Below are 6,253 nucleotides of genomic sequence, written 5' to 3'. Positions count from 1 at the left end.
CGACACCGGGGTTGGCTGCGGCGGCCGCGCTCGCGGTCGTGCCGCGCACGGTGCCGGTGTTCCACTGGCCTTCCTGGAACGAGAACGACGGCACGTCCTGGTAGTACATGTTCGTGTCCTGGCCGGGGAAGAACACCAGTCCGGTCGCCGGATTGAACGCCATCGGCGGCCAGTGGTGCGCACCGACGGCCGACGGCGAGAGCCGGGCGCCCTTCGAGCCGTAGCGCGCGTTCGGCGTCTCGACCGGCCGCCCGGTCTTCAGGTCCACGTGGGTGGCCCAGGTCACCGTGGTGAAGGGCTGCGCCGAGAGCAGTTCGCCGCTGATGCGATCGAGCACGTAGAAGAAGCCGTTCTTCGGCGCCTGCAGCAGCACCTTGCGCGGCTTGCCGTTGATGGTCAGGTCCGTGAGGATCATCTGCTGCGCGGCGTTGTAGTCCCAGTCGTCGCCGGGCGTCGTCTGGTAGTGCCACACGTAGCGGCCGGTGTCGGCGTTGAGGGCGACGATCGACGAGAGATAGAGGTTGTCACCGGTGCCGACGCTGCGATGCGTGCGCGCCCACGGCGAGCCGTTGCCGGTGCCGACGTAGACCAGGTTGGCCTCGGGGTCGTAGGAGATGCCGTCCCACGGCGTGCCACCGCCGCCGTACTGCCACCATTCCCCCTTCCAGGTCTTGAGCGCCATCTCCATCGAGCGGTCTTCGAGACCCTTCGACGGGTCGCCGGGCACCACGAACCAGCGCCACGCCTGTTTGCCCGTCTCGGCGTCGTAGGCGGTGAGGAAGCCGCGCACGCCGTACTCGCCGCCGCCGTTGCCGATGACGACCCGGCCCTTCACGATGCGCGGCGCGCCGGTGATGCTGTAGTCCTTGCCCACGGGCGTCGTCTGCACGGCCCACGCGACGTGCCCCGTTTCGGCGTCGAGGGCGACGAGCCGGCCGTCGAGCAGGCCCACGTAGACGCGGCCCTTGTAGTAGGCCACGCCGCGGTTCACGGGACCGCAGCAGAAGCGCGCGGCGCCGTCGGCGATGCCGCCCTTGACGAGGGCCGGGTCCCAGCGCCACTTGAGTGCGCCGGTCTTCGCGTCCACCGCGTAGACGACGCTGTAGGTCGACGTGCCGAAGAGCACGCCGTTGGCCACGATGGGCGTTGTTTCGATCTTGCCCTGCGAGCCCACTTCCACCGACCAGACCGGCGCCAGCCGGCTCACGTTCGACTGGTCGATCTGCGTGAGCGGACTGTGGTGGGTCTCGGCGTAGTCGCGGCCGTGATTCACCCATTCGCCGGGTGCCGGCGCGCGCAGCACGGCGTCGTCGATGACGCGGGCCTGTGGCGCCTGCCGCGCCGAGACGGTGATGGACGTGGCGGCGGCCAGGAGGGCGGCGGCCGTGGCCAGGGACGCGCGGAGCGGGCTCAGCATGTGGCGCATGTTAGCGCAAGCCCGGCCCGGAAAGACGGGTTAGAGTGGGGCTCCGCATGGCCCTGCATCACCTGCTCATCCTGACCAAGCACCCCGACGACTACCAGGCCCGTATCGAGGCGGCCGGGCTGCCCGACCTGGCGATCGTCGCCTCGGCCGACGTGGCCGATGGCCTGGCCCGCGGCGCCCACTGCGACCTGCTGCTCGGCGACCCGGCCCGGGTGAAGGAGGCTCTGCCGCACCTCTCGCGCCTCGTCTGGACACAGCTCAGCTGGGCGGGCGTGGAGCCGATGCTCGACCCGGCCCTCAGGCGCGACTACGTGCTCACGAACATCCGCGGCGTGTTCGGGCCGCTCATGTCCGAGTACGTGTTCGGCTACCTGCTGGCGCTCGAGCGCAAGGTGTTCCAGCGGCTCGAATCGCAGCGCGCGGGGCAGTGGGACGCGACGCTGCCGGGGACGCTCCAGGGGAAGACCCTGGGTCTCGTGGGCGTCGGCTCCATCGGCGCGCATCTGGCGGCGACCGGCAAACATTTCGGGATGCGCGTGCACGGCTACACGCGCAGCAGCCGCGACTGCCGCCATGTGGACCGCTACTTCCACGGCGCAGACAAGGCGGCCTTCGCACGCGAGCTCGACTACCTCGTGGCCGTGCTGCCGAATACGCGCGACACGGCGGCGATCGTGGATGCGGAGATGCTGGGTGCACTGCCGCCGCGCGCGGTGGTCGTGAACGTGGGGCGCGGGAAGACGATCGACGAAGCGGTGCTCGTGTCGGCGCTCACCGAGGGCCGGCTGGCCGGCGCGGTGCTCGATGTGTTCCCCGAAGAGCCGCTGCCGGCATCGTCGCCGTTCTGGACGACGCCGAACACCTACATCACGAGCCACACGTCGGCGCCGAGTTTCCCGGCCGACATCGTCGGCGTGTTCGTGGAGAACTACCGCCGCTTCCATCGCGGCGAGACGCTGCTGCACCGCGTGGATTTCGAGCGCGGCTACTAGCCTAGCGCGCCGCTGAGCAGTCGTGTTGACGTGGGATTCGGCCGTCGGCTCCGATGAGTCGCGTCGGTCACTCGCGCCTCTCGGCGACGTGTCCTGCCGTCCAAAGCACTTCTGGGGGCCCCTATCCCCTACCCTGCGTGTCGCCCGCACTCCCGGCGCGAGTGTCGGCTTCTTGCGCGACGACGACTCATAGTCGCTCGCCGACCGAACCCCACGCCAACACGACTGCCAACCGGAGAGCCCTGTCGCTGCTTCTTCGACACACAAGCCTTTTGACAGTGCCGACGCCTGGGCTAGCATGGGGCGTGACTGCCGGGTACATGCCTCGCCCGGCTGTTAGAAAGTGAGGGACGGCGATGTTGGATTCAGACGACCGCGATGCGATGGCCGCGTACATTGAAGCTGCGGACAGGTACTTCCGCGATCTTGAGAATCCTGAGCGCCTTTTCGCAAAACCCTTCGTGCCGCTTCATACGGCTGGCTACAACGTCGCCAGGCTCGGCTATCTGCTGCATCACCTTGATCACAATCACCTGCACACTGTTCTCGATTTCGGTGCCGGTATGTGTTGGCTGTCGGCAGTTCTCCTGCAGGCCGGCTGTCGCGTCGTCGCTCTTGATGTGTCGGAACGCGCTCTAGCGCTCGGCGCCCAGGCCATCGCTAGGGCCAATCTGCCGCCTGACGCTCGGGCGGTACGTTTTCTCAAGTACGACGGCTTTCGACTCCCACTTGAGGACCGGTCAATAGACCGGGTAGCCTGCTTCGACGCCCTGCACCACGTGCCAAACAAGCGCACGGTGCTCGCGGAGCTCTTCCGCGTGCTTCGTTCAGGTGGGCGCGCCTGTTTCGTAGAACCCGGACCAGGGCACGCCGACTCTGCTGAGGCCCGGCAGGAGGCCAATGACTGGGGCGTACTCGAAGACGAAGTGGACGCTCGAGCGTTGTGCACCATTGCCGAAGAAGTGGGATTCACATCGTGCTACGTTGTACCGCTTCCGTCGCTCTCTGACAATCAACTCACGCCAGACACGTTTCAGCAGCTCCGCGAAAGCGATCGCCGCCGGGAACTCGACTGGACCGGGAACGACGCGCTGATCGTATTGACGAAGTTGCAGGGCGGCATGAGGGACTCCCGGTCGCCTCATCGCCTGGCCGCAGATATCGAAGTGGTGGAATGCCCTGAAGCGGTCGCTCAGGGCGAACCGTTCTCAGTCGAGTTGCGCGTCACGAACATCGGCGACACGTTGTGGCTGGCGCTCAACCCCGCGGCCTCTGTCACTCCGCTCGACTACGCTGCGGCGTTTCTGGAGGATACGCCCTCCTCGATACTCAACTCCACAGAATCGGTCGCAGTGTATCGGCGCTATATCGACGATCACGACCTGGGCGGCACGGTCACCATTGGTGCGCAGCTGTGGCCGGTCGGAGGTGGAGGGCCTATCGATATCGACTACGCGCGTGGGTTCTTCGAGGATGACGTGCCGCCCGGGCAGACGGTACGCGTTGTCCTTCAGATGCGTGCTCCGCGCACCGAAGGCCTGTTCAGTCTGAGATTCGATGCGGTGGACGAGCTATTGACCTGGTTCTCGACCGCCGGGTCTCGTGTCGAGCATGCATACCTGACCGTTCGCGGACCGGCCGTAGTAGCAGACAGCAGGCTTCCCGGACGTTTGTCTGCGACCATTCGCATCGCGGAGCGGCCGTCGCCTGACGTCCTCATGGCGTCGATCGAGAACACTGGCGACGCCGTGTGGCTGGCGAATCCTGTTCGCGCCGGTGGCTGGGTTCGGCTAGGCGTGCAGTCTCTCGACGCAGCAGGCGCTGTTCTCGACAGGGACTGGCGCAGAGTGGACCTTCCGCACGACGTCCTCCCCGGGCAGTCCGTGACGTTATGTGTGGATACGTCAGACGTGCCATCAGACGTCCGCGCCGTGCGACTTGACCTTGTGAGCGAACTCCGCTGCTGGTTCGAAGACCATCAGTCGCTGACGCTGACACTTCAGCTGTAGGCTTGAGTCACGTAGGGCTGGCGCGACGGAGTGGACGCAAGCTGGGCACCCCGTCGCGCTTGGCGATCAGGGAGGTGGGAAACAAGCGTCGAGATTGCGGTTCACGTAGCCAGGCTGGACGCTGGCGGTTCCGATGTGGGCGACGTTCACGGAGTAAACGTCAATGAAGCTCGGGCAATTGGAGAAGTAGGCGGTGCCCTGTCGGTTTGCACCGGTGTTGTTCTGAAAGGTGCCGGAGCTGATCCCGTCGATCGCTGCCAGCACGACTGCTCCTTCGATATGGTTGGACTGAATGTTGCCAGCCCCGAAGGTGTTGGAGCCTCCATTCCAAATGTGTCCGCCAACCATTAGTCCGACCTTCATCAAATTGAAGTTCGAATAGACGGTGTTGTTGACGACATTCGCGCCGGAATGGAAACCCACGAGGAGCCCGGCGTGTGCGGCGACGGTGTATTGTGCGACGAGGTTGCGAGCGACGCTGCAGGTTCCATCACCGGTTCCGACGGCCAAGCCGACGTCTTCGTTGTCCCAGACGGCGTTGTCTTCGATCACGCTGTTCGTACACGTGACAGCGGTTAAGCCGTCTCCTCGATTGTTGTTGAAGGCACTGTTCCTGATTTGGTAGCTCGAGCCCGTAACTTCCATGCCTGTGCCGCACAGTGCCTGAAAGGAGTGCACCTGGTCCAAGACTAATCCAGAGCCATTGATCATCACGTTGTAGCCATACCTGTTGTCCGCAGGTGGATTGCAGAGCGACGATGAACGGGATGACCTGTTGCCGTCGAAAAGAATTCTTCTGATCGTGAAGTTCTGCGGCGCTGGAGTCAGCGGACTCCCCCAGTAGTTGTAGCCCGCTCTCAGGATAGGTCCGACGAGGCCCGCATGCGCGAGCAGCCTGGCGCCGGTCGGACCCCCATCGAGGACGACCGGCCCAACGATATAGAGCCCGGTCTGAACGATGTAGCCAGGGCTCCCCGAAGAGAGGTCGACGGTGCCTCCGGCCGCGAGACACGCGTTCAGCGCGGCGTCGTCGCTCACGCTGTCGTTCGGGCTTGCGGCCGGACACGACGCGCGAGCTTGCACTTCAGACACGCTGGCGAGAAGCATTGCGGCGAAAGCGAAAACCAGCGTGGATATGCCTGAGCGACGAAGTACGTCGCTAACGCAAAGAATGGGCACTTGCATGGCTACTCCTCCCGGCGCGAAGCAACGGCATTGCTTCACGACTGCGACGGCGTGGACGATCGCGACCTGGGGCCTGGGGGAGTGATTCTCAGAACTGCAAGCGCGGGGCCAAGCGCGGCGGCATGAGTGCCTGGATGCTGTAAGTCCTTCGAGTCGTTCGGCTTTCTGCCGACATGAGACCCCTTGGGCGGGATGAAGAACAGCTTGCTTGCCGACGCTGATCGTGAATGTTTGAACCGCCGACGTAGTGATTCCGAACGGTCGGCCGAATCTGGACATCGGACAGCCGAAGGCCCGGGAGGCCACGCTGCCGCCCGTGCGGTGGTCGTGAACGTGGGGCGCGGGAAGACGATCGACGAAGCGGTGCTCGTGTCGGCGCTCACGGAAGGGCGCCTGGCCGGCGCCGTGCTCGACGTGTTTCCCGAAGAGCCGCTGCCGGCGTCGTCGCCGTTCTGGACGACGCCGAACACCTACATCACGAGCCACACGTCGGCGCCGAGTTTCCCGGCCGACATCGTCGGCGTGTTCGTCGAGAACTACCGCCGCTTCCATCGCGGCGAGACGCTGCTGCACCGCGTGGATTTCGAGCGCGGCTACTAGCGGCCGGACGCGGCCGCCGCCGGCGCCTCGGGCAGCAGCGC

General features: G+C 65.5%; 5 protein-coding genes. 3 read left to right on the top strand and 2 right to left on the bottom strand.

The window, feature by feature from the left end:
- Positions 1 to 1,417, bottom strand: a 1,417-nt coding sequence (locus Q0C41_RS29015) for a PQQ-dependent dehydrogenase, methanol/ethanol family (RefSeq protein ID WP_291990101.1), incomplete at its 3' end; no start/stop codon positions are given.
- Between the two features lie 56 nt (positions 1,418 to 1,473).
- Between Q0C41_RS29015 and Q0C41_RS29010 the strand changes: the two genes are divergently transcribed.
- Both Q0C41_RS29010 and Q0C41_RS29005 read left to right on the top strand, forming a co-directional pair.
- Positions 1,474 to 2,418, top strand: coding sequence for a D-2-hydroxyacid dehydrogenase (locus Q0C41_RS29010; protein ID WP_291990099.1), 945 nt, complete (start codon positions 1,474 to 1,476; stop codon positions 2,416 to 2,418).
- 356 nt (positions 2,419 to 2,774) lie between these two features.
- On the top strand, positions 2,775 to 4,427 hold the full coding sequence (locus Q0C41_RS29005) for a class I SAM-dependent methyltransferase (RefSeq protein WP_291990097.1): 1,653 nt from the start codon (positions 2,775 to 2,777) through the stop codon (positions 4,425 to 4,427).
- 66 nt (positions 4,428 to 4,493) lie between these two features.
- Here the strand turns inward: Q0C41_RS29005 and Q0C41_RS29000 are convergent, their stop codons facing one another.
- Positions 4,494 to 5,612, bottom strand: coding sequence for a right-handed parallel beta-helix repeat-containing protein (locus Q0C41_RS29000; RefSeq protein ID WP_291990095.1), 1,119 nt, complete (start codon positions 5,610 to 5,612; stop codon positions 4,494 to 4,496).
- A 321-nt stretch (positions 5,613 to 5,933) separates the two neighbouring features.
- Between Q0C41_RS29000 and Q0C41_RS28995 the strand changes: the two genes are divergently transcribed.
- The gene (locus tag Q0C41_RS28995; protein WP_291990093.1) at positions 5,934 to 6,212 is read left to right on the top strand and encodes an NAD(P)-dependent oxidoreductase; all 279 of its coding nucleotides are present in this window, start codon (positions 5,934 to 5,936) and stop codon (positions 6,210 to 6,212) included.
- Positions 6,213 to 6,253: the final 41 nt, after the last annotated feature.

It is taken from the genome of Luteitalea sp. (genome assembly GCF_022842525.1).
Classification (GTDB): domain Bacteria; phylum Acidobacteriota; class Vicinamibacteria; order Vicinamibacterales; family Vicinamibacteraceae; genus Luteitalea.
Note: the sequence above shows the minus strand (reverse complement) of the source record. Positions and strands in the feature narration are given on the sequence as shown.